The organism is Streptomyces sp. NPDC023723 (assembly GCF_040639815.1).
Lineage (GTDB): Bacteria > Actinomycetota > Actinomycetes > Streptomycetales > Streptomycetaceae > Streptomyces.
In genome coordinates this window covers 129,544-151,784 of sequence record NZ_JBFAAP010000004.1, presented here as the reverse complement: position 1 = coordinate 151,784, position 22,241 = coordinate 129,544, and the positions used below count along the sequence as shown (strand labels likewise).

Below are 22,241 nucleotides of genomic sequence, written 5' to 3'. Positions count from 1 at the left end.
CCTGCGCTCGCCGGCGAAGCTCCTTCCACGATAGGGGCGGGCGGCCGGAAACGGGCGGTGGTTGGCCACATCCACCGCCCGCCCGGCACCGTCGCGTCACAGCACCGCGCTGAGGAACTCCCGGGTCCGGTCGTGTTCCGGCTCGTTGAAGATCTTCTCCGGTGAGCCGGCCTCGATGACATGGCCGGAGTCGAACATCAGTACCTGGTCGGAGATGTCCCGGGCGAAGTTCATCTCGTGGGTCACACAGAGCATCGTGATGTCCGTGGAGCGCGCGATGTCCCGCAGCACGTCCAGCACGCCGGCGACCAGCTCCGGGTCGAGCGCGGAGGTCACCTCGTCGAGCAGCAGCACCTGCGGCCGCATCGCCAGCGCGCGGGCGATCGCGACGCGCTGCTGCTGGCCGCCGGAGAGCTGGGTGGGCCGGGCGTCGCACTTGTCGGCCAGCCCCACCAGGTCGAGGAGCTCCCGGGCCCGCACCTCCGCCTCGTCCTTGGACATGCCGAGCACGGTGACCGGCGCCTCGGTGATGTTGCGCAGCACCGACATGTTCGGGAACAGGTTGAACTGCTGGAACACCATCCCGATCTTCTTGCGGACCTCGCGGACCTGCTTGTCGGGCGCCGGGAAGAGCTGCTGCCCGGCCACCGTGATGGTGCCCTCGTCGGGCTTGAGCAGCGTCATCAGCAGCCGCAGGATCGTCGTCTTGCCCGACCCGGACGGGCCGATCAGCGTGACGTGCTTGCCGGCGTCGACGGAGAAGTCGAGGTGGTCGAGGACGGTGTTGGTGCCGAACCGCTTGGTGACCTGCTCCAGGCGGATCAGCTCACCGGCCGGCTTCTCGGGGCTCTTCTCGGGCTGGGGAAGGGTGTCAGTGGGCAAGGCGTCGCTCCAGGGCTCGCAGGGCAAGGGAGGCCAGATAGGAGATGACGATGAAGGCGAGGCCGATCACCGTCAGGGGTTCGGTGAACCGGAAGGTCTCCTGGGAGAACAGGCGGGCCTCACCGAGCATCTCCAGCACGGTGATCGCCATCAGCATCGGCGTGTCCTTCAGCATGGAGATCACGTAGTTGCCGAGCGCGGGCACCACCCGGCGCACCGCCTGCGGCAGGATCACCGCGGTCCAGGTGCGGCGCAGCGGCAGGTTCAGCGCCGTCGCGGCCTCCCACTGGCCGACCGGCACCGCCTCGATGCCGGCCCGGTAGACCTGCATCGTGTACGTCGAGTAGTGCAGGCCGATGCCGATCACACCGGTGGTCATCGCGGAGGCGGTGATCCCCCACTCGGGCAGCACGTAGAAGAGGAAGAACAGCTGCACCAGCAGCGGGGTGTTGCGGACGAACTCCGTGACCACCCCGACCGGCCAGGTCACCCAGCGCGACGGCACCCGCATCAGCAGCGCCCACACCAGGCCCAGCAGGAACGAGATCACCGAGCCGATGACCAGGATCTGCAGGGTGACCAGCAGACCGTCCCAGAAGTGCGGCATGAAGTCGGACACCGCGTCCCAGTCCCAGTTCATCGCGCACCCGCCTCGATCTCGACCGGCTCGGGCATGACCGTCTTGCTGACCGGCGCCTTGCCGACCCCCGCCTTCAGCTTCTTCTCCAGCCCGCGCATCACCCGGGTGAGCAGGAACGCGATCACGAAGTAGATGAGCAGGATGTACGTGTAGATCTCCGCGCTCTCCTGGAGCGCGAGCCGCACCAGGTTGCCGCTGAACGCCAGGTCGCCCATGCCCATGATCGACACCAGGGCGGTGCCCTTGAGCAGTTCGATCAGCAGGTTGGAGAACGGCGGGATCATCTCCGGCACCGCCTGCGGCAGCAGGATCAGCCGCATCCGCTGCCAGGGCGTGAAGCTGAGCGCGATGCCGCCCTCCTTCTGCGCCGGGTCGACGGCGAGCAGCCCGCCGCGCACGATCTCCGCGCCGTACGCGCCGTAGGTCAGGCCGAGCGCCAGGGTGCCCGCCCACAGCGGGACGAGCTGCCAGCCGAACGCCGGGGGCAGCACGAAGAACACCCAGAAGATCATCACCAGGGCCGAAGTCCCGCGGAACACCTCGGTGTAGAAGCCCGCCAGGAAGCGGACGATCCACAGCCGGTGGGTGCGCGCGACGCCGGCCACGAAGGCGACGGCGGTCGCCAGCAGCGCCGAGCAGACGAGCAGCTGGATGGTGACCCAGACGCCCTTGAGTACGAGTTCCCACAGTCCCGAGGTCATCCGCCGCACAGCTCCTTCGCGGTCAGATCCGTCATCTCGTCCTCGGTGAACCCGAACGGCTTGAGGATGCGCAGCAGTTCGCCGCTGTCCTTCAGCTTCTGGAGTTCCTCGTTGAAGGCGTCCCGGAGGCTGGTCTCGGTGGGCCGGAAGGCGAACCCGCCGCCGTCGACGTGCGGTTCGCCGTCGACGACCGGCTTGAACGCCTCGGTCACCTCCGCCTTGCTGGACTTCTTCACCACCTCGCGGGTGGTCAGCGCGGTGCCCGCGAACACGTCCACCCGTCCGGCCTCGACGGCGTTCAGACCGGCCACCTGGTCGGGGACGATCAGGATGTCGCTCTCCTGGTAACCGGCCCCCACCGCGTAGGCGATCTCCGCGTAGCCGGTACCGGTGGCGAACTTCGCCTTCTTCGCGACGACGTCCTGGTAGTTCTCGATCCCCAGCGGATTGCCCTTGCGGACGATGAAGGAGTCGAGCATCTGGTAGTCGGGGTCGGAGAAGATGACCTGCTCGCAGCGTTCGGGGTTGATGTACATCCCGGCCGCGACGACGTCGAACTGCTGCGACGCCAGCCCCGGGATGAGCGAGCCGAACTCGGTCGGCACCGGCTGCACCCGGTCCACGCCGAGCCGCTTGAAGATGACCTTCGCCAACTCCGGCGCCTCGCCGGTCAGCTCCCCGTTCTTGTCGATGTACCCGAACGGGATCTCACCGGCGATACCGAGCCGCGCCACGCCCTGCGCCCGCAGCCGGTCCAGGAGGTCACCGCCCTCGGTGCCGGAGGCGGTGGCCACCCGCGAGCATCCGGCGGCGCCCAGCGCGCCGAGCGCCGCGACCCCCGCGAGCAGCGTTCGGCGACTGGGCCCGGCGGTCCCGGATATCCCGCGCATGCGGTCGAATCGTCCCCGTGCCGGGGTTCTGTGTGGTGGAGCCATGGGCGCGCGCCTTCCCGACTCCCGGGAAGTTATGCCGGTCTTTTCCGGCCCCTTCGCGCGGGCGGGCCCTCTTGACCCGCGCGGCCGGGGGCACTGCCATGGACGGCATGACCGATCGCTACCTCGAGGTCTCGCTGGTCAAGCGCGGGATCCAGTGCACCGCACGGCTGCTCGACGACCGCGCCCCGCTCACCTGCGCGGCCGTCTGGGACGCACTCCCGCTGTCCGGCGACGTCTACCACGCCAAATACGCCCGAAACGAGATCTACGCCCTCTTCCCTCCCTTCGCGGCAAAGGAACCACCCCTGGAGAACCCGACCGTCACCCCCATCCCGGGCGACCTGTGCTATTTCGCCTTCGCCGGCGCCGAGTTGGGCACCAAGGCATACGGCTACGACCGCCGGGTCGACGCCGGCACCACCCTGGTCGACCTGGCCCTCTTCTACGAACGCAACAACCTGCTGCTCAACGGCGACGTCGGCTGGATCCCCGGCACCGTCTGGGGCCAGGTGACCGAGGGCCTGGACGAGATGGCCGCAGCCTGCAACGACCTGTGGCGCACCGGCGCGCAGGGCGAGACCCTCAGCTTCCGGCGGGCGGCTTAGCGGACGTCACGGAGAAGCCCTCACCGCCGTACAGCGACTCGTACTCGACCTCGATGACGAGCCGCTGGTCGAGCAGGCTCCAGAACTCCTGGAGCCGGTCGGGACCGGGCCCGTCCAGCCGCACCAGAAAGGCCTCCTGCCCGGCGAGCACCACCGAGCCCGCCCGCAGGGAGTACGTCCTCGGCCACCGGTCGGGAGTGAACAGGACCGCTTTGACCTCCCGGTTCCACTCCCCGGCCGGCACGCCGTCCAGGAACACCACGCTGCGCGTCACGACGGCCGGCCCCAGCCCGGCGTTGACGAGCTTCAGCCCGACCAGGTCGTCCTGCCGTATCCGGCGAATTCGCAGCAGCGGTCTGACCGACTGCCGGCTGTGCAGCCGGGTCGCCCTGGTCTGCGCCCAGCTGACCCAGAGCGACCCGAGCGCGATGACGGTGGCGGCGACCGCGACGACCGTCTCCGCGCTCACCCGGCTCTCCGTACGGTCACGCGGCGGCCCCCGCCTCGTACAACGCGTGCGCCGCCCGCAGTACCAGGTCGTCGCGGTGCCGGGCGGCCACCAGCTGGAGGCCGATGGGCAGGCCGTCGGCGTCGTGCCCGACCGGGACCGTGGCGGCCGGCTGCTGGGTCAGGTTGAAGGGGTAGGTGAACGGCGTCCAGCCCGTCCAGCGCCGGTGCCCCGAGCCCTTCGGCACCTCCGCGCCCGCCTCGAACGCCGTGATCGGCAGCGTCGGCGTGATCAGCAGGTCGTACACCTCGTGGAAGCGGCCCATCCGCCGGCCCAGCTCCATCCGGGCGTCCACCGCGGCGAGATACTCCAGCGCCGAGTATCGCGCGCCCTGCCCGCAGATCTCCCGCAGCCCCGGGTCGAGCACCTCCCGGCGGCGCGGCCCGAGGTGCTGCACGACCCGCGCCGCGCCGCTGAACCACAGCGTGTGGAAGGCGTCCACCGGGTCGGTGACGTCCGGGTCGGCCTCCGTCACGTACGCGCCCAGCTCCGCCAGCCGCTCCACCGCCCGGCGCACCGCCGCCGTCACCGCCGGCCGCACCGCCACCTGCCCGCCGAGGGTGGGGGAGTACGCCACCCGCAGCCCCCGCACCCCGTCGCCGAGCACCTCGCTGTACGACACCGCCGGCGGCCCGAGCGCCGACCAGTCCCGGGCGTCCGGCACCCCGATCACGTCCAGCAGCAGCGCCGCGTCCGCCGCGTCCCGGGTCATCGGACCCACGTGGGCGAGCGTCCCGAAGGCGCTCGCCGGGTACAGCGGCACCCGCCCGTAGGTCGGCTTCAGCCCGAAGATCCCGCAGAACGACGCCGGAATGCGCACACTGCCGCCGCCGTCCGTGCCCAGCGCCAGCGGCCCCGCGCCGAGCGCCACGGCCGCCGCCGCGCCCCCGCTGGAGCCGCCCGCGGTCCGGGCCGGGTCGCGGGGGTTGCGGGTCACGCCGGACAGCGGCGAGTCGGTCACCGCCTTCCAGCCGTACTCGGGTGTCGTGGTCTTGCCGAGGAACACCGCGCCGTGCTCGCGCAGCCGGGCCACGGCCGGCGCGTCCTCGTCCCAGGCACCCTGTTCCGCGATGGCCCGGGACCCCTTCAGCGTCGGATGCCCGCGCATCAGCAGGATGTCCTTGACCGTCACCGGCACCCCGTCCAGCCGCCCGCGCGGCTCCCCGCGCCGCCACCGCCGCTCCGACTCCCGGGCCCGGGCGAGCGCCTCCTCGGCGGTGATCCGCACGAACGCGTTCACCTCCGGCTGGATCTCCGCGGCCCGTGCCAGCGCCGCGCGGGCCGCGTCCACGGGGCTGAAGGCGCCCGTACGGTAGCCGTCGAGGAGCTGGACCGCGGTCCGTGTGCTGAGGTCATGGTCGGTCATGCACCCTCCCGGGGCGTCAGTGTCCGGGTACGTACCCGCGCTTCTTGTCGACCACGTTCGGCAGCGGCCGGCCCGCCGCCCACAGCTCGAACAACTCCACGAACTGGGCGCCGAGTTCGTCCCGCCAGCCCACCGTGTCGCCGCTCATGTGCGGCGAGACGATCAGCCCGGGAACGTCCCACAGCGGGCTGTCGGCGGGCAGCGGCTCGTGCGCGAACACATCGAGCGCGGCCCCCGCGACACCGCGCTCGCGCAACGCCCGGACCAGCGCCTCCTCGTCGACCAGCGGCCCGCGCCCGACGTTGACGAACCGGGCGGACGGCTGCATCACCCCGAACCGCCGCTCGTCGAACATCCCCCGGGTCTGCTCGGTCAGCGGCGCCGCCGCGATCACCCAGTCGGCGCGGGCGAGCAGCCGGTCCAGATCCTCCGGACCGTGCACGCCGGGGCGCGCGACTCGCCCCACCAGCGCCGTCTTGATACCGAGCGCCCCCAGAGTGCGCCCGACCGCCCGGCCGATCGGCCCGGTGCCGACGACCACCGCCCGGCCGCCCGCCACCCGCTGCGACTCCCGGTGGCGCCAGCTCCGCTCCCGTTGCAGCTCCAGCGTCCGCGGCAGGTCCTTGGCCAGCGCCAGCACCAGCGCGGCGACGTACTCCGCGATCGGCTCGTCGAAGATGCCGCGCGCGTTGGTCACCACCGTGTCGCAGGCGGCCAGCTCCGGGCCCATCAGGTGGTCCACGCCCGCGCTCGCCGTGTGCACCCAGCGCGGCCGCGGCCCCGGGCCCGGCCAGGCCCGGCGCACGGCGTCCGAGCAGAAGTCCCACACCAGCAGCACGTCGGCCGACGGCAGCCGCCCGGCGAGCGCGGCGGGGGACACGTACTCGACGACGGCCCGCCCGGTCAGCCGGCCGAGCCGGGGCCGGGGGTCGGCATCGAGCACGAGGACGCGGGGACGGCCGGAAGGGGACACGGATGTTCTCCATGGAAAGGGCCTGAGCGATGGGCCTGAGCGATGGATTAACCAGCTGTTGACCTGCCGGTGACGCGGGCGGATTGACCACGCTCGCACCGGAACCTACCTTCGTCAACACGGCCGTGCGTACGGCGCGTTGTCCTCTCCTCGCTCAGTGTGAGGCTCCTTCGGTGTGAGGTGGGTGCGTGCCCATGGACATCTCCTTTCTCGGCGGTCCGGCCCCGCAGCGCGGGATCGGTGTCGTCGCTCCCTTCGACTTCGCACTCGACCGCGAACTGTGGCGCTGGGTCCCGGACGAGGTCTCCCTGCACATGACCCGGACCCCGTTCGTCCCCGTCGAGGTCGGCCTCGACCTGGCCCGCCTGGTCAGCGAGCACGAGACCCTCCAGGAAGCCACCCGGACCCTGAACGCCATCTCGCCCGACGTCGTCGCGTACGCCTGCGCCTCCGGCAGCTTCGTCGGCGGCGTCCCCGGCGAGCGCGCGATGTGCGCGGCGATGACCCGGGCCGGCGCCACCCCGTCCGTCACCACCTCCGGCGCGCTCCTGGAGGCCCTCGCCGAGCTGCGCGCCCGCCGGGTGGCGCTGGTGACGCCGTACACCGTGTCGGTCACCCGCTCTCTGGAGGAGTACGTCGCCGAGGGCGGCGTCACGGTCACCGGCTGCGCCTTCATGGGCCTGACCCGGCACATCTGGAAGGTCCCCTACCGGGAGGTCGCCGCCATGGCCCGGCAGGCCGTCCCGCGCCCCGGCGCGGCGGACGCGCTGTTCATCTCCTGCACCAACCTGCCCACCTACGACGTCATCCCGCAACTGGAGGCCGAGCTGCGGCTCCCGGTGATCTCGGCCAACCAAGTGACGATGTGGGCGGCGCTGCGCCGACTGGGTACCCGTGCCGTGGGGCCGTACCAGGCGCTGACCGATCCGGCGGCGCGGTGCGTGCCGGAAGAAGAGCAGCAGCAGGAAGGGTGGACATGACAGCACTGGGATTCCTGTACCCGGGCCACTCCGGCGAGGACGACTACCCACGCATCGAGCAGCTGCTGGGCAGCGACATCCGGGTGGACCTGGTGCACACCGACATCGGCGAGGACGCGCACCGGGTGGACGCGCTGCTGGAGATGGGCTCCTCCGCGCGGCTCGCGGCGGGCGTCGAGGAACTGCGGCACGCGGGCGCCGACGCCGTGGTGTGGGCCTGCACCAGCGGCAGTTTCGTGCACGGCTGGGACGGCGCCCACGAGCAGGTCCGCGCCCTGGCGGCGACGGCCGGCCTGCCGGCCTCCTCCACGTCCTTCGCCTTCGCGCACGCGGTACGGGAGCTGGGCGCGCGCCGGGTCGCGATCGGCGCGACGTACCCCGAGGACGTGGCCCTCCTCTTCGCGGACTTCCTGCGCGCGGCCGGCCTGGAGGTCCTCGGCGTGCGCGGCGCGGGCGTCGTCACGGCGGCCGAGGTCGGCACCTGGGGCGAGCGGGAGGTCCGGTCGCTGGCCCGCGCGGCCGACCACCCGGACGCGGAGGTCCTCCTGCTCCCGGACACCGCCCTGCACACGGCCGCGTACATCCCCTCGCTGGAGCAGGAGCTGGGCAAGCCGGTCCTCACCGCCAACCAGGTCACCGTCTGGGAGGGCCTGCGGCTGGCGGACCGCCGGGTGAACGCGCCGGAACTGGGCGCGCTGTTCACGCGGGAGCCACTGGTTCAGGCGTGAACGCGTGAACACCGAAAGGCCCGGCCCCGCCGAAGCGGGACCGGGCCTTTCGTCCGGAGCGCCGGGCAGGCCTTGCACCTGCATTTCCCCGCAGGAAGCGGGGCGTCTTTCCTTAGACGACCAACGCATCGCCGGTGTGGAGGAGTTGCCCCGTCGACCAGCGCATGATGATCATACCGCAGATGTGCGGGGCGCGCACATCGCGTGACGCGGGGGTGAGCGCCCCCCCGGCCGGTAGGTTCGCCTGACGGTCCCGGGTGTCGGCCCGGGCACAGGCGAGGGCGGTGGCATGACGGACGACCGGTGGCTGTCGGAGCGGGCCTGGGCGGCGGAGGCCGCCGTCTCGGACGGCTTCGACCTCTCGGAGTGTGTACGCGAACCCATCCACCTGCTGGGCGGTGTCCAGTCCTACGGCTGCCTGCTCGCGGTCGACCCGGCCACCGCACGGGTGGAGGTCGCCGCCGAGAACACCGGCGCGTTCTTCGGCGTACCGGCGAAGGAACTGGTGGGCGAGCCGGTCTCGCGCGTCCTGTCCACCGACTACTACCAGGAGGCGCTGTCCGGCACGGCCGGGGACGAGGAGGTGCCCGTCGCCTTCCCCGTCGTCGCCGGCGACGGCTGGCCGACCGGCGGACCGGTCGACGTCTCGGCGCACCGGCGCGACGGCCTGCTGGTCCTGGAGTTCGAGCCCCGGGCCGCCGACGCCCCCGCCTTCTCCACCTTCTACCAGGGCGTCCGGCGGGCCCTGGCCCGGCTGCGGGCCGCCGCGACCGTCGAGGACTGCTGCCGCATCGCCGCCCGCGAGGTGCGCGCGCTGACCGGCTTCGACCGGGTGGTGGTCTACCGCTTCGACGGCGACGACGGCCCCGGCGAGGTGCTCGCCGAGGTGCTCGCCGAGCAGGTCGCCGACGTGTGGGAACCGTGGCTGGGCCTGTGGTTCCCGGCCACCGACATCCCGCCGCAGGCCCGCCGGCTGTACCGGCAGAACTGGACCCGGGTGATCAGCGACGTCGACGACGTCACCGTCCGGCTGTGGCCCGCCGTGCGGCCGGCCACCGGGGCGCCGCTGGACCTGTCGCAGGCTGCGCTGCGCACCGTCTCCGGCTTCCACCTGGAGTACCTGCGCAACATCGGGGTGCGCTCCTCGATGTCGGTGTCCGTGCTGCGCGAGGACCGGCTGTGGGGACTGGTGGCCTGCCACGGCGCCGGACCGGTGCGGCTGTCCCCGGAGGTCCGCTCGGCCTGCGAGATGTTCGGCACCGCCTTCTCCTTGCACCTGGCCGTGCTCGAGGAACGGGAACGGGCGGACGCGCTGGCCGAGTCCGGGCGCCGGGCGGCCTCGGTGGCCCGGCTCCTGGAACACGGCCTGGAGGACCGCTTCACCGAACACGCCGGGTCGGTCGCCGACCTGCTGCGGGCCGACGGCGTACTGCTGTGCCGCGACGACCGGCCGGCGGCCGGCGGCGACCCCTTCCCCGCGGGCCTGGCCCGGGCGCTGGGCCGGCGGGCCGCCGCGCTCACCCCAGGCGAGGTGTGGGCCACCGACCGGCTGGCCGAGGTCCCGGCGGACGAACTGGCCTGGGCGGCGGACGGGGAGCGGGACCGGGAGCCGGTCCCGGCGGGCGTGCTGCTGGTGCCGCTCAGCCGCAGCGGCGACTTCCTGGCCTGGTCCCGGCGGGAGCGCCCGGCCCCCCGGCAGTGGGCGGCCGACCCCGCCACCCCGATAAGGCTCGGCCCGCGCGGCGAGCGGCTCACCCCGCGCGGCTCCTCGGCGGTGTTCCGGGCCACCATGCGCGGCCGCAGCCTGCCGTGGACGGCCCGGGACCAGGCGGCCGCCCGGGAACTGTGGCGGCTGCTGACCGAGCTGGTGCTGCGGCACGCCGACGCCGTCACCCACCTCAACGAGGAGCTGCGCACCACCAACCAGGACCTGGCCTCGTTCGCGCACGCCGCCGCGCACGACCTCAAGGAACCGCTGCGCGGCATCTCCAACGCCGCCACCTTCGCCCTGGAGGACGCCACCGGCCTGGACCCGGTGACGCTGCGCCGGCTGCGCACCATGCGGCGGCTCGCCGACCACATGGACGCGCTGCTCAACTCGCTGCTGCACTACTCCCGCCTCGGCCAGGCCGGGCTGCGGGTGGTGGACACCGACCTGGGCGCGGTGCTGGACGCGGCCGTGGAGGTGGCCGGCCCGCGGCTGGCGGAAGAGCGGGTCACGCTGCGCCGCGGGGAGCTGCCCCGGGTGCCGGCCGACCCCGACCGGCTGCACGAGGTGCTGGTCAACCTGCTGGTCAACGCGGCCAAGTACGCCCGGGACGGGGTCGAGCGCTGGGTGGAGGTGTCGGCTCGGCGCGACGCCGCGGGGGAGCTGGTCGTCGTGGTCCGGGACAACGGCATCGGCATCCCCGCCGAGCAGCAGGACGAGGTGTTCGGACTGTTCCGTCGGCTGCACCCGGCGGCCGAGCGCGGCGGCGGCACGGGCGTCGGCCTCGCGGTGGTCAAGCGCATCGTGGAGCGGCACGGCGGCCGGATGTGGCTGGAGAGCGAGCCGGGCGTGGGCACCGCGTTCCTCTTCACGCTGGGCGCCCCGCCCGCGGTCAGGTGACCGGGCCCCGGTCCGCGCCGTCCGCGCCGCGCGGCCCGGACTGCCGCCAGTAGTCGACCGCGCCCTTGAGCACCGTACGGAACAGGTGGAAGTTGACCGGCTTGTAGATGTAGCTGTCGGCACCGGCCGCGTAGCAGGACTCCACCTCGTGCGGCGAGGTGGAGGAGGTGAACACCACCACGGTGACCTCCCGCAGCTCCGGCCGGGCCCGGATCGCGGCCAGCAGGGCGTGCCCGCTGACGCCCGGCATGTTCAGATCCAGCAGGATCAGCCCCGGCAGCGCGTCCCGGGCCAGCAGCGACTCCACCAGCCCGGCACCCCGGGCGACGAACTCGGTACGCAGGTCGGGATGGGTCTGCCGCAGGGCGCGCTCGATCGCCTCGGTGTCCTCGGGACTGTCCTCCACGACCAGGACGCTGCCCGGGTCGATCCGTCCGGCGCCGTCCGGCGCCGTCACGGCTGTCCCTCCAGCCGCGCGACGAGCACGGCGGTGTCGTCGTTGCCGGTGGTCCGGAACTTCGCCGCCCGGGCGATCAGCTCGCCCGCCGGGTCGGGCCGCTCGGCGCACTCCGCCACCGCCGCCGGCAGCAACTCCTCGAACATGGTGCCCTCCGCCGAGCGCGCTTCGGTCAGACCGTCGGTGAACATCACCAGGGTGTCCCCCGGCGACATCTTCAGCCGCGTGGGTTCGGACCCGATGTCGGGCACCACCCCAAGGAACACGCCGGTGCCCGGTATCTCCTCCACCCGCCCGCCGGCCCGTCTGACCAGCGGCCTGGGATGACCGGCGGTGACGACCTCCACCGAGCACTCCTGCCGGCCGCTGGGCGTGAGCAGGGCGACCAGCGCGGTGACGAACCGGTTCGCCGACTGGTCGAGCAGGGCCGCGTTCAGCCGGTCCAGGGCGTTGGCCGGCGGGGTGCCGTCCTCCAGCAGGGTGCGCAGGGTGTGCCGGGCCAGTCCGGTCATCGCCGCGGCCTCGGCGCCGCGACCGCACACGTCCCCGATGACCAGGGCCAGCCGTCCGTCCCGGTCGACGACCGCGTCGTAGAAGTCGCCGCCGACGTCCAGGGAGTCGTCGGCGACCGCGTAGGCGGAGTGCAGTTCGACGCCCGGCCAGGCCGGCAGCGCGCGCGGCAGCAGCTGGTTCTGGAGCAGTTCGACGTGGCGGCGGCGCTGCTCGTAGGCGGTCGTGGTGTCGATGGCCAGGGCGGCGCGCAGCGCCAGGTCGCGCAGCAGGCGGGGGCTGGCCACGTCCTCGACGGCACGCTGGTAGGTGAAGGTGAGGGTGCCGATCGCCTTGCCGCGGGCGCGCAGCGCGTTCACCGTCACCGCGCGGACGGCCGAGCCGGGCCCCCGGGCGTCGGGGCCGAACGGCCCGCCGTCCAGCCCGGCGCCGCTGAGCAGGACGTTCTCGTCCCGGTCGACGGCGCGGCTCAGCAGTGCCGCGAGCCACCGGTCGTCCCGGGCCAGGCCGTCCAGCCAGGGCTGCGCGGTGGCGGCCACGTGCGCGGACGCCACCGGGGCCAGCCGTCCGCTGCTGCGGAACAGATGGACCACGCACCCCTCGGCCACCGCGGGCACCGCCAGCCGGGCGACCCGCCCGAGGGTCTCCTGCACGTCCAGGCTGGAGTCCATCTGGAGCGAGGCCTCGGCGAGCAGGGCGTCCTCGGTCTGCCGGCGCTCGTGCTCGCGCTGCTCCATGATCCGGCGGTGACTGGCGATCAGGACCTCGGTCAGCTGGACCAGCCGCGGCACGAGGTCGCCGTCCAGCTCCGGCCGCGACCGCAGGCCGACGCAGATGGCCGCCCAGTCGTCCCCGCCGAACCCGAACCGGGCCTCCAGCGCCCAGCGCGCCCCCGCCGCCGTGAGCACGCTCTCCTCCGGTACCAGCACGCCGGGACCGGCCGACAGATCGTGCAGGCGTACGACCGGAGGGGCGGCGGCGTCCGGTACCGGCCGCAGGCGGACGGCGCCCCTGCCCGGCAGCGGTCCACTGCTCGTGCTGAGCGGCTCCTCGGCGGTGGCCCGCCGCAGGTAGCGCAGCTCGTCGCCGCACCAGCGCGTCCCCGTCACGGCCAGGACGCCGGGTTCGGTGAGCATCAGCGCGTAGATGTGCCGGGCCATCTCGGTGACGTCGGCCACCTGCTGGGACGCCTGCCACAGTGCGTGCAGCCGCGCCGGCCACTGCCTGCCGTCCGGTTCCGTCCGCTCGCGCTCCCCGCTCAAGGGCCCACCGCCTGTCCGTCGTCGCCGTTGTGCCCCCGGCTCGGGGCCCGGGCCGCCACTGGCCGGACAGCTCCTCCCACGGTACTGCCGGACCGGGACCGGCCACGACCGCGGTGAGTGGTCCGCGAGACCGTACAACCTTGAACGGTCCATGACGGTCTTGCTCGCGTGAACCCTGTGCCGAACCTGTGCGCGGGGCGTTTGATCAGGGAGTGCACCATGCGAGCCACCGCCGTCCGCCGTTCCGTCCTGTCCGCGTCCGCGGTCGCCCTCGGCCTTCTCGTCACCGCCTGCGGAGGCGGGAGCGAGGACGGGGACGACGAGGCGAAGAGCGCCGCGTCCGCGTCCGCGTCGCCGGCCGCCAAGGCGCTGACCGCCGCCGAGCTGGACGAGCTCGCGCTCACCGCCGCCGACCTGAAGGGCGAGACGGCGGAGAAGCCGGGCAAGGACGACGTGGCCGACCCGGGCACGGTCAAGGCCGGCGACGCCCAGTGCCAGCCCGTCGCCGCGGTGCTGCGGGCGCTGCCGGTGAACGAGCCCGCGGCGAGCACCCAGCGGCTGGTGGTGCTGGAGTCCGAGACGGCCAAGAAGGGCATGCCGTCGATGGAGGAGCTGGCGAAGATGTCGGAGAAGGAGGCCGAGGAGGCGACGATCGACTCCCTCGACATCACCAAGACGATGACCTCCCTGTGGTCCTACGACGCGGACGGCGCCGAGCGGGCCCTCGACGCGATCCGCACGGCCGGCGAGAAGTGCGCGGGCGGCTTCGCCCTGACGGACGGCGGCGACACGTCGCAGGTGACCGGGGTCGCGGTGGAGAAGAGCGGCGCCGGCGAGGACGCGGTCGCCTGGACGGTGAAGGAGAAGGTGGACGGCGAGCCGGTCGAGACCAAGGTCACCGTCTTCCGCCAGGGCACGACCCTCGCGGGCTTCTCGTCCTTCAACATAGCGGCCGCCAGCCGGGGCGACGCCTACGAGCAGCCGACGGCGGTGATCGAGGCGCAGGCGGCCAAGCTGGGCTGACGCGGAAAGCACCGGTACCACTCGGTACCGGTGCTTTCCGGCGGCGTCAGAATCCGCGCAGGAGAGGAAGCCGGTCCATGCGCATGCAACGCGGTGACCGTCTCACGGACGACGCCGAGTACCTGCGCGGGGTCGGTTCCGAGAGCCAGGGCGAACCGCTTGAAGTGATCGCCGGTGATGCAGCGCATGTCTTTCTGTTCCGCGAGTGGATTTCATCCACGGGCTGGCGAAGGAGCTGTGAGGGCATGATCACCCCCGGTGTCTGGCAGAAGTCGTCCTTCTCCGGTGGCGGGCAGGGCGACGCCTGCGTGGAAGTGGCGTACCGCACGCCGCACGTGGCCGTCCGCGACTCGAAGGTGCCGGCCCACGGCACCCTCACCTTCCGCGCACCCGTGTTCGCCGCCTTCCTGGCGGCCTTTCGCCCCCGGGAATAGCCGGCCGGCCCCTCCCGTTGGAAACCGGGCGAACGGAACCCGGAACCGCAGGAGGCCGCACATGTCCAAGTCCGCAGACGCCGCAGAGGAAATCCGGGGCACCACGCACGGCACCGCCCCCGTCCCCCTCTCCGTCCTGGACCTGGTCACCGTCGGCGCCGGCCGTACCGCCACCGACGCCCTGCGCACCAGCGTGGACATCGCCCGCCTCGCGGAGACCCGCGGCTACCACCGCTACTGGGTCGCCGAGCACCACTCCATGCCGGGCGTGGCCTCCTCCTCGCCCGCCGTGATCCTCGCCCACCTCGCCGCCCACACCGACCGCATCCGCCTCGGCTCCGGCGGCGTCATGCTCCCCAACCACGCCCCGCTCGTCATCGCCGAACAGTTCGGCACCCTGGAAGCCCTGGCCCCGCACCGGGTCGACCTCGGCCTCGGCCGGGCCCCCGGCACCGACGGCGCCACCGCCGCCGCCCTGCGCCGCAGCGACCGGCTGCACGAGGGCGCCGACGACTTCCCCCAGCAGCTCATCGAGCTGACCCGGTTCCTCGACGACGACTTCCCCGACGGGCACCCCTACAGCCGTATCCACGCCGTCCCCGGCCCGGTCCAGGCGACCTCCCCGGGCGGCGTGCAGTCCCCGCACCGCCCCCCGGTCTGGCTGCTCGGCTCCTCCGGCTTCAGCGCCCGGCTGGCCGCCACCCTCGGCCTGCCGTTCGCCTTCGCCCACCACTTCTCCGCGCAGAACACCATCCCCGCGCTGGACCTGTACCGGGAGAACTTCCGCCCGTCCGAGCTCCTCGCCGAGCCCTACGCCCTGATCGGCGTCTCCGCCCTCGCCACCGACGACGAGCGGGAGGCCCGCCGCCAGGTGCTCGCCGCGGCCCTCAACATGGTGCGGCTGCGCACCGGCAACCCTGGCCTGGTCCCCACCCCGGCCGAGGCGGAGGCGTACGACTTCAGCCCGCTGGAGCAGGAGTTCGTCGCGTCCTGGAACAGCAACGTCATCCACGGCACCCCGGACGCCGTCCGGGCCGGCCTCGACGACCTCCAGAAGCGCACCGGCGCCGACGAACTGATGATCACCGCCAACGCACACGGCGGCGACATACGCCTGCGCAGCTACGAACTGATCGCCGACGCCTACGGCTTGCCCGCGACCGGCTGAACCAACAGCTCGGAGATGCGGTCCGGCGGCACGGGACGGGAGTACAGCCAGCCCTGTCCCGTGTCGCAGCCGATCCGCCGCAGCCGGGTGGCCTGGTCCGACGTCTCCACGCACTCCGCCGTGACGGTCAGCCCCAGCCGGTGCGCGAGCTGCACCATCGCCTCGACGATGACCTCGTCCGCCGGACTCGTACCGTCCTGTTCGGTCTCCCCGTCCCGTTCGGCGCCGCGCGCGTCGTACTGGAAGCCGCGGACGAAGGAGCCGTCCAGCTTCAGCACGGAGACCGGCAGCCGGCTCAGGTACGCCAGGTTCGAATAGCCGGTGCCGAAGTCGTCGATCGCGATGTGCACCCCCATGTCGCTGAGCGCCTTCAGCGCCTGCAACGGCCGCCCCGCCGACCCCATCACCGCGGACTCGGTCAGCTCCAGTTGCAGCAGCTCCGGCGCCAGCCCGGTCTCCGCCAGCGTCCGCGCCACGTCCGCCACCAGGTCGGAGTCCCACACCTGGCGCACCGCGACATTGACACTGACGAAGATCGGCGGCTCGCCGGGACGGTCCAGCTGCCAGCGCCGCGCCTGCTCGCACGCCGTGCGCAGCACCCAGCGGCCCAGTGGAACGATCGAGCCGTCCTCCTCCGCCAGTGCGATGAACCGATTCGGCGCCAGTACGCCGAACTGAGGATGTTTCCAGCGGATGAGCGCCTCGACGCCGCGCAGCCGCCCGTCCTCCATGCCGACCAGCGGCTGGTACTCGAGCGCGAACTCGCCGCGTTCGATCGCCGGACGGAGTGTCGCGGCCAGCGCCTGCCGGGTCATCCGGTGCGCGTTGCGCTCCGGGTCGAAGAGCGTCCAGCGGGCCTTGCCGTCGGCCTTGGCCCAGTACAGCGTGGTGTCGGCGGCCTGCATCAGGGCGGTGGGAGTGGTGCCGGCGGCGTGCCGCTCGACGACGCCGACCGACGCGGTGACCGACAGATGACGGCCGGCCAGATCGACCGGTTCGCGCAGCGCGGCCAGCGCCGACTCGGCCAGGTCGGCGAGCTGGTCGGTGCCGGTCGACCCCTCCACCAGCAGCGCGAACTCGTCCCCGCCGAGCCGGGCCACCAGCGGCGTACCCGCCCCGGCGCGCGGCGGCGCGACCTCCTCGGCGCAGCGCGTCAGCCGCTCGCCGACGGCCGCCAGCAGCCGGTCCCCGGCGCGGTGGCCGAGGGTGTCGTTGACCGCCTTGAAACCGTCCAGGTCGAGGTAGCACAGCCCGATCCGCCCGGTGCCGCCCGCGTAGGACTCCGGCTCCAGGGCGGCGGTCAGCCGCTCGAAGAACAGCGCCCGGTTGGGCAGCCGGGTCACCGGGTCGTGCATCTGCAAGTGCCGCAGCCGGGCCTGGAGTTCGTGCCGGGCACTGATGTCGGCGACCGACAGCAGCAGCCCGGACGCCGCCCCGGCCAGCGGCTCCACCGTGACCTGCGCCCACAGGAACTCGCCGTCCGGCCGCTTCAGCCGCCGGGTGCAGCGCAGCCGGGCCCGGCTGCCGCACAGCACCTCGCGGTAGGCCCGCCAGGCCCGGGTGTCGGCGGCCAGATCCACCAGCTCCGCCGCCGCGCGCCCGGTCAGCGCCTGGGGCGGGGTGCCGAACAGCGCGCCCAGGGTGTCGTTGGCGCTGACCACCGTCCCCTCGGCGTCGACGACGGCCATCGCCAGCGGCGCCGCCGTGAACGCCGAGCGGTAGGCCGGGGGTTCCGTACGGCATGGACGTACAGCACTGGGCGCCATGTCAGTGTCACTCTCTGTGACGGCCGACCTGTCGAGGTCTGCCGCGGGCGCCGGCCCTTCGGACGTTCCGCTCACCGCTAGCTCCCGCAGTGCCTCGATCTCTGTCCGTGTCTCTGTCCGCGCAGGAAAGTGTGCCGATCATAGAGGGTGGCTCCCGGCCCTTCCAGCCGCACAGCGGTCACCAGCTCCCGTGGATCCTGCTGACAGATCGTTTCTGCTCGTACCTGGCCGGGTTCTAAACACCCCCGACCAGTTGTGACGTTGCGTGAGTGGGGTGAAGGGGGCACTTTCGGCAATCCGCGGCCGGCTCACCCGTCCGGCTCAGGCGAACAGGGCGCAGTACGACAAATATGCACAAGCTGGGTGCGGTGTTCCGCGAACCGCACCCGGAGGTCCATGTGCCGCGCCAGCTCCCCCTGAGGCGACTTCCCCGTGAGGCCCTCAAGGGCCTCGGCGCGGGCGGCCGGCCGGGCGGCGGAGCCCGGCCGGGACTGCGCAAGTCCGCGGCGGTCGCCACCACCATGACGGCACTGGCCGCGACCTCCCTGATCAGCGCTCCCTCGGTCGCCGAACCCTTCTCGCCCCAGCCGTGCGCCCTGCGGCGCACCGCGGCGCACCACTCCGAGGGCGTGCATACCTGGAACGCCGCCTACCCCCGCCCGGCGCGCGCGCTGGACGCGGTGATGGTGTTCCTGTCCTTCCCCGACTCCCGCCCCCTGGCCGCGCCCCGGGAACTGGCCGCCGACCACTTCCCGGCCACCACCCGCTTCTTCCGGCGCGCCTCCTACGGCAAGTTCACGCTGCGCCCGCACCCGCTGCGGCACTGGGTCCGGATGCCGCGCCCGTCGACCGCGTACGCCATACAGCGCGACTGGAGCGCCGAGCACCGCGCCGCCTATCTGCGCGACGCGCTGGCCGCCGCCGACACCGAGGTCGACTTCTCCCGCTACGACGTCGTCTACTTCGTCGCCGACCCGCACGCGCCCGGCGTGGACTCCGACGCCACCAAGGTCGTCAACCTGAACACCCCGCTGCGGGCCGACGGCACCGACATCCACCGGGTCGTCACGGTGTTCGAGAACCATCCGCCCGACCGTCTGGTCCTGGCCCACGAGACCGGTCATGTCTTCGACCTGCCCGACCTCTATCACCGGCCCGTCGACGGCCGGGGCGACTGGGACACCCATGTCGGCGACTGGGACCTGATGGGCAGTCAGTTCGCGTTGGCACCGGACCTGTTCGGCTGGCACAAGTGGAAGCTGGGCTGGCTGGAGCCCCGGCAGGTGGCCTGTGTGCAGGGGGTCGGTCCGGTCCGGCTGACCCTGGAGCCGCTCGGCGCCGGGCCGGGGGTGCCGGTGACCGGCGCGGCGGGGGCGCCGGCCTTCGGGCTGGGCCGGGGCACCAAGCTGGCGGTGGTCCGCACCGGCGCCGACGAGGTGCTCGCCTTCGAGGCGCGCGGACCGGTCGGCAACGACGTCGCCGCCTGCCGGGCGGGGGTGCTGGTGTACCGGGTGCGCGGCGGGACGGAGTCCGGCGGCGGGCCGGTCGAGGTGATCGACGCGCACCCGCGCACCGAGGCGTGCTGGGAGGATTCGGTCTACCCGCCGCTGGCGGACGCGCCGGTCGCGCTCGGCGAGAGCTTCACGGTGCCGGGGGAGGGCGTCCGGGTGGAGGTGGAGGGGCGCACGGTGTCGGGGGCCTGGACGGTGAAGATCACGCCCGGCTGAGCCGGACGGCGCCACGCGAAAGGCCCCCCGCTCGCGCGAGGGGCCTTCACTGTCGGTGCGCCGCCAGGGACTCGAACCCCGGACCCGCTGATTAAGAGTCAGCTGCTCTAACCAACTGAGCTAGCGGCGCCTGCTGACGTCGTAGACATTAGCATCCAGGTCGGCGGGAGGAAAAATCGATATCCGCACGGCCGCGCGGGCCGCCCGCACCGCCGCCCACAGCAGGATCTCCGGGCCGGGCAGCCAGGGCCGGCGGGTGTCCGGGGCGACCAGCCAGCGGGCCGCCGCCCGGTCGGGCCCGGCCGGGGCCGGCACGGTCACCGCGTCCCCGGTGCCGTGGCAGAGCAGCGGCGGCACGGCGCCGGTGCGGCCGTCCCCCTCGGACCGGCCGCGGGTTCCCCACTCCTCCCACTCCAGCAGTGAGGGCAGCCGCTGGGCCGTGCCGGGCGCGGCGAACAGCAGTATCCGGCCGCGGTACTCCGCCACCGGTCCGGAGCCGGGGCCCTCGGCCCACATCCGGTCCAGCATCCGGCGTCCGAACATCGCCGGGGCGCTCACGACGTCGAACACCGAGCCGCACGGCAGGACCACCGGGGCGTCGGGCCGCTGCTCCCAGAGGGCGAGCGTGCTGCGCGGATACGTTCCGGCGGAGGCCAGCCAGGCGGCGCCGGCCGAGGTGACGCGGGAAGCGTGCGGAGTGCTGCTCATGGGATTCATGTCTACCGGCGGTGAGCGGGCCGTCTCGCTGAGTTGCCGGAATCCGGGACAGACGCCGGGCCGGGAAGGTATCTTGCCCACCCCCGTGGCATATGCCGGTCCGCTCGGGTGCCGCGCTCAGGCGGGCTCCTCCCGGCGCATCAGCTCCCGGCCGAACTCCACCATCTTCTTGGCATAGTCCTCGGTCCACTCGGCCCGGTCCGCGATGTCCGCGGTGGTCAGCCGGTCGAACCGCCGCGGGTCGGCGAGCTGCGCCGCCGCCATCGCCTGGAACTCCACCGCGCGGTCCGCCGCCGCGCGGAACGCGTGCGTCAGCTCCGTGGCCCGCTCCAGCAGGGCCCGCGGATCGTCGATCGACTCCAGATCGAAGAAGTGCTCCGGGTCGGCGGCCGCCGCCGCGGGCTCGAAGAGCAGGGGCGCGGGGCGTAGCCGCGGTTCGTGATGACGCGGCGTGGGCTCCGCCATGTCTCTCCTCCTGGTACGTCACGATGACCCGGCCGTCCACGTTCGTGCACCGGGCCACCGTCCATTGTCCCGCGCCGCCGCAAGGGGGCCTCGGGCCCGGGCGGTGGCCCGGCTGCGCGGGTGCCGGGGTCAGGCGGCGCGCCGTTTCGGACCGGTGTGGTGGTGCCGGTGCTGTGCGGTCTCCCGCCAGGTGCGGCACAGGGCGATCACCGCGTCGTAGGCGACGGTGAGCGTGGTGAGGCCGAAAGCCATGGCGGTGTCGCTGTCGTGCAGGGTACGGGTGAAGTACAGGGCGGCGGTGGTGGCGATCGCGGGGAGGGCGAGGGTGCCCGCGGGGCGGCGGAGGCCGGTGGCCCTGCGGTACCAGCGGGCCCGCACCGCCTTGGGCGGGATCACGCTGAAGCGCCATCCGGCGGTGCCGGGCTGGGGCGCGCCGCCTTGTGTCTCCGGGAGAAGGCTGACGTTCTGGCTCACTGCGCTGTCCTTAGGCGGGTGGTGGTCGAAGGGGATGTGGTGGCGCGGGGGTCAGACCTCGTCGTCCCGGTCCGGCGAGAAGCCGAAGAGGGTGGCGTCGAGATCCGTTTCGGCGGTGGCGATGAGGTCGATGGGGTCGGCCTGCGCCAGCCGGGCGGTCTCCCGGCGCAGGACGCTGCTGATGCGGCGGGCGGCCCAGAGGTCGCGGGCGATCACGAGATCGGCGCCGAAGGAGATCTCCCCGGTGACCGCCTTGTACAGGTGCTTGCTGGCCTCCCACGGCTTCTCCAGCAGTTCACCGCTGTCCGGCAGGCTGACGATCAGGCCGTAGCCGATGGCTACGGGGAGGATGGCGGCGTCCAGCACCGGGCCGGTGAAGTGGACGGCGACGGGGACGGCGCCGCTGAGCACGGCCTGGGCGATGGCGGAACTGGTGTCGTAGGGGAAGAGGGGTTCCCGGTAGAACCGGCGCAGCCGGGCGGAGAGGTGTTCCAGGGTGCGCGGGAGGACGATGTACTGCGGGTCCGGGTCGGGGTACGACGGCTCGCCGGTCATGGCCTGCCAGCCGGTGCCGAGGGTCAGGTGCCAGGAGCCGGAGCAGTCCGACAGCAGCGCGGCCGTGGGGGTGACGACGGCGGCGTACAGGGGGCGGCCCGGTATGTACGTGAGCACGGACAGGGAGACCGAGGTGGGGTCCCGGGTGGTCAGCCAGCGGCGTATCGAACCGCTGGCCGAGACGGACACCACCGGGCGGCGGGCGTGGACGTGGTCCCGGAAGGCGGTGGTGCGTTCGTCGAGGCCGCCGTCGGCTCCCAGGACGGCGATGGGCTGCCCACCGGCCTCGCCGGCCTCCCGCAGGGCGTCCTCGACCGCCCGCACGATGCGCCGCATGGCCTGCTCGGCCCACGCCTGCCAGTGCTGTTCCGGGCGCGGCACGTCTGCGGGCGGCCGGTGGCGCGGCGACCCGGACCACTCCTGACGCAGCGCGATGACCTTGTCGAGTTCCACGACGGCCGGCAGCCGTTCGGTCATGTCGAGGCCGTGGCCGGCTTCGCGGCCGAGGGTGTCGAGCAGGCGCAGGGCGGTTTCGGCGGTGCGGCCCGTTATGTAGTCCGCGCCGAGGGGGCCCTTGCGTCCGTCGCCGTCAAAAGGAAGGTTCACGTTCGCCTCCGGGTGGATGAAGTGCGTACGCCCTGGCGTACGCGGGGCGCACGAGTTCGTGTCGTGCTGTAGTTCACGGTAGTGCTTGAGGAGTTGTAGTGCGTGGAGCTTGGCATGAGTGGCTACGTCTACGAGTCGACATGCGCGAAGC

22 protein-coding genes and 1 tRNA gene are annotated in these 22,241 nt (G+C 73.0%); 8 read left to right on the top strand and 15 right to left on the bottom strand.

Features of this window, described 5'->3' with window-relative positions:
* Positions 1 to 96 precede the first annotated feature (96 nt).
* From ehuA to ehuB, 4 genes are read right to left on the bottom strand one after another with little or no spacing between them, the layout of a single operon-like run.
* Entirely contained in the window at positions 97 to 882 is a 786-nt protein-coding gene (ehuA, locus tag AB0G32_RS07385; RefSeq protein WP_361159463.1) for an ectoine/hydroxyectoine ABC transporter ATP-binding protein EhuA, read from the bottom strand.
* Positions 872 to 1,522: an ectoine/hydroxyectoine ABC transporter permease subunit EhuD gene (ehuD, locus tag AB0G32_RS07380; protein ID WP_361159460.1), complete on the bottom strand. Its 651-nt coding sequence runs from the start codon at positions 1,520 to 1,522 to the stop codon at positions 872 to 874. The genes ehuA and ehuD overlap by 11 nt, the downstream gene beginning before the upstream one ends.
* Positions 1,519 to 2,223, bottom strand: coding sequence for an ectoine/hydroxyectoine ABC transporter permease subunit EhuC (gene ehuC / locus AB0G32_RS07375; RefSeq protein ID WP_361159457.1), 705 nt, complete (start codon positions 2,221 to 2,223; stop codon positions 1,519 to 1,521). The genes ehuD and ehuC overlap by 4 nt, the downstream gene beginning before the upstream one ends.
* Positions 2,220 to 3,113, bottom strand: a complete 894-nt coding sequence (ehuB, locus tag AB0G32_RS07370) for an ectoine/hydroxyectoine ABC transporter substrate-binding protein EhuB (protein WP_361159455.1) — start codon at positions 3,111 to 3,113, stop codon at positions 2,220 to 2,222. Before ehuB ends, ehuC begins: the two co-directional genes overlap by 4 nt.
* 152 nt (positions 3,114 to 3,265) lie before the next feature.
* Here ehuB and AB0G32_RS07365 point away from each other — a divergent pair, with 152 nt between their 5' ends.
* Positions 3,266 to 3,763: a DUF3830 family protein gene (locus AB0G32_RS07365; protein WP_361159452.1), complete on the top strand. Its 498-nt coding sequence runs from the start codon at positions 3,266 to 3,268 to the stop codon at positions 3,761 to 3,763.
* On the opposite strand, the gene AB0G32_RS07360 is transcribed toward AB0G32_RS07365, so the two are convergent.
* The 3 genes from AB0G32_RS07360 to AB0G32_RS07350 are packed head-to-tail and all read right to left on the bottom strand — an operon-like array spanning position 3,741 to position 6,610.
* A complete protein-coding gene (locus AB0G32_RS07360) occupies positions 3,741 to 4,232 on the bottom strand; it encodes a hypothetical protein (RefSeq protein ID WP_361159450.1) in 492 nt (163 codons plus the stop codon). The two genes, AB0G32_RS07365 and AB0G32_RS07360, sit on opposite strands and share 23 nt — an antisense overlap.
* A 16-nt stretch (positions 4,233 to 4,248) precedes the next feature.
* On the bottom strand, positions 4,249 to 5,637 hold the full coding sequence (locus AB0G32_RS07355) for an amidase (protein ID WP_361159447.1): 1,389 nt from the start codon (positions 5,635 to 5,637) through the stop codon (positions 4,249 to 4,251).
* A 16-nt stretch (positions 5,638 to 5,653) separates the two neighbouring features.
* Complete coding sequence (locus tag AB0G32_RS07350; protein ID WP_361159445.1) at positions 5,654 to 6,610, bottom strand: D-2-hydroxyacid dehydrogenase; 957 nt, start codon at positions 6,608 to 6,610, stop codon at positions 5,654 to 5,656.
* A gap of 194 nt (positions 6,611 to 6,804) precedes the next feature.
* Here AB0G32_RS07350 and AB0G32_RS07345 point away from each other — a divergent pair, with 194 nt between their 5' ends.
* From AB0G32_RS07345 to AB0G32_RS07335, 3 genes are all read left to right on the top strand, one after another.
* Positions 6,805 to 7,590, top strand: coding sequence for a decarboxylase (locus tag AB0G32_RS07345; protein WP_361159442.1), 786 nt, complete (start codon positions 6,805 to 6,807; stop codon positions 7,588 to 7,590).
* Complete coding sequence (locus AB0G32_RS07340) at positions 7,587 to 8,318, top strand: aspartate/glutamate racemase family protein (RefSeq protein WP_361159439.1); 732 nt, start codon at positions 7,587 to 7,589, stop codon at positions 8,316 to 8,318. Before AB0G32_RS07345 ends, AB0G32_RS07340 begins: the two co-directional genes overlap by 4 nt.
* A 289-nt stretch (positions 8,319 to 8,607) precedes the next feature.
* On the top strand, positions 8,608 to 10,926 hold the full coding sequence (locus AB0G32_RS07335; RefSeq protein ID WP_361159436.1) for an ATP-binding protein: 2,319 nt from the start codon (positions 8,608 to 8,610) through the stop codon (positions 10,924 to 10,926).
* Here AB0G32_RS07335 and AB0G32_RS07330 read toward each other — a convergent pair.
* Both AB0G32_RS07330 and AB0G32_RS07325 read right to left on the bottom strand, forming a co-directional pair.
* A complete protein-coding gene (locus tag AB0G32_RS07330) occupies positions 10,919 to 11,383 on the bottom strand; it encodes a response regulator (protein ID WP_361159434.1) in 465 nt (154 codons plus the stop codon). The two genes, AB0G32_RS07335 and AB0G32_RS07330, sit on opposite strands and share 8 nt — an antisense overlap.
* Positions 11,380 to 13,155 carry a PP2C family protein-serine/threonine phosphatase gene (locus tag AB0G32_RS07325; RefSeq protein WP_361159431.1) on the bottom strand — a complete coding sequence of 592 codons (1,776 nt, stop codon included), beginning with the start codon at positions 13,153 to 13,155 and terminating at the stop codon, positions 11,380 to 11,382. Before AB0G32_RS07325 ends, AB0G32_RS07330 begins: the two co-directional genes overlap by 4 nt.
* A gap of 219 nt (positions 13,156 to 13,374) precedes the next feature.
* On the opposite strand from AB0G32_RS07325, the gene AB0G32_RS07320 reads away from it, so the two are divergent.
* The 3 genes from AB0G32_RS07320 to AB0G32_RS07310 all read left to right on the top strand — a co-directional run bounded on the left by AB0G32_RS07320 (position 13,375) and on the right by AB0G32_RS07310 (position 15,780).
* Entirely contained in the window at positions 13,375 to 14,178 is an 804-nt protein-coding gene (locus AB0G32_RS07320) for a hypothetical protein (RefSeq protein ID WP_361159430.1), read from the top strand.
* Positions 14,179 to 14,255: 77 nt separating this feature from the next.
* Complete coding sequence (locus tag AB0G32_RS07315) at positions 14,256 to 14,612, top strand: DUF397 domain-containing protein (RefSeq protein WP_361159427.1); 357 nt, start codon at positions 14,256 to 14,258, stop codon at positions 14,610 to 14,612.
* 61 nt (positions 14,613 to 14,673) lie between these two features.
* Positions 14,674 to 15,780, top strand: a complete 1,107-nt coding sequence (locus AB0G32_RS07310) for an LLM class flavin-dependent oxidoreductase (protein WP_361159424.1) — start codon at positions 14,674 to 14,676, stop codon at positions 15,778 to 15,780.
* On the opposite strand, the gene AB0G32_RS07305 is transcribed toward AB0G32_RS07310, so the two are convergent.
* Entirely contained in the window at positions 15,756 to 17,621 is a 1,866-nt protein-coding gene (locus AB0G32_RS07305) for a bifunctional diguanylate cyclase/phosphodiesterase (RefSeq protein ID WP_361159422.1), read from the bottom strand. The two genes, AB0G32_RS07310 and AB0G32_RS07305, sit on opposite strands and share 25 nt — an antisense overlap.
* A 275-nt stretch (positions 17,622 to 17,896) precedes the next feature.
* Between AB0G32_RS07305 and AB0G32_RS07300 the strand changes: the two genes are divergently transcribed.
* Complete coding sequence (locus tag AB0G32_RS07300) at positions 17,897 to 19,273, top strand: M6 family metalloprotease domain-containing protein (protein ID WP_361159419.1); 1,377 nt, start codon at positions 17,897 to 17,899, stop codon at positions 19,271 to 19,273.
* A gap of 56 nt (positions 19,274 to 19,329) precedes the next feature.
* Here the strand turns inward: AB0G32_RS07300 and AB0G32_RS07295 are convergent.
* From AB0G32_RS07295 to AB0G32_RS07275, 5 genes are all read right to left on the bottom strand, one after another.
* Positions 19,330 to 19,403, bottom strand: a tRNA-Lys gene (locus AB0G32_RS07295).
* Positions 19,394 to 19,981, bottom strand: a complete 588-nt coding sequence (locus AB0G32_RS07290; protein WP_361159418.1) for a bifunctional DNA primase/polymerase — start codon at positions 19,979 to 19,981, stop codon at positions 19,394 to 19,396. The genes AB0G32_RS07295 and AB0G32_RS07290 overlap by 10 nt, the downstream gene beginning before the upstream one ends.
* Positions 19,982 to 20,107: 126 nt before the next feature.
* The gene (locus tag AB0G32_RS07285; protein ID WP_361159416.1) at positions 20,108 to 20,455 is read right to left on the bottom strand and encodes a hypothetical protein; all 348 of its coding nucleotides are present in this window, start codon (positions 20,453 to 20,455) and stop codon (positions 20,108 to 20,110) included.
* Between the two features lie 129 nt (positions 20,456 to 20,584).
* Positions 20,585 to 20,929, bottom strand: coding sequence for a hypothetical protein (locus tag AB0G32_RS07280; RefSeq protein ID WP_361159413.1), 345 nt, complete (start codon positions 20,927 to 20,929; stop codon positions 20,585 to 20,587).
* 51 nt (positions 20,930 to 20,980) lie between these two features.
* A complete protein-coding gene (locus AB0G32_RS07275; RefSeq protein ID WP_361159412.1) occupies positions 20,981 to 22,090 on the bottom strand; it encodes a hypothetical protein in 1,110 nt (369 codons plus the stop codon).
* Positions 22,091 to 22,241 lie beyond the last annotated feature (151 nt).